The organism is Duganella fentianensis, assembly GCF_009857835.1.
GTDB classification, from domain to species: domain Bacteria; phylum Pseudomonadota; class Gammaproteobacteria; order Burkholderiales; family Burkholderiaceae_D; genus Rugamonas; species Rugamonas fentianensis.
This window is the reverse complement of the sequence record NZ_WWCL01000039.1, coordinates 1-253: the sequence shown is the minus strand read 5'-3', so window position 1 is coordinate 253 and position 253 is coordinate 1. Positions and strand designations below refer to the sequence as shown.

Annotated in this window: 1 rRNA gene; it reads right to left on the bottom strand. The window is 53.8% G+C overall.

The window, feature by feature from the left end:
- Positions 1–253: ribosomal RNA gene (locus GTP23_RS23200) — 16S ribosomal RNA — on the bottom strand; the annotation flags it as partial.

Here is a 253-nt window from a genome sequence, read left to right as displayed (position 1 = left end):
TCTGGACCGTGTCTCAGTTCCAGTGTGGCTGGTCGTCCTCTCAGACCAGCTACTGATCGATGCCTTGGTGAGCCTTTACCTCACCAACTAGCTAATCAGATATCGGCCGCTCCAGGAGCACAAGGCCTTGCGGTCCCCTGCTTTCATCCTTAGATCGTATGCGGTATTAGCGTAACTTTCGCTACGTTATCCCCCACTCTTGGGTACGTTCCGATATATTACTCACCCGTTCGCCACTCGCCACCAGAGCAAG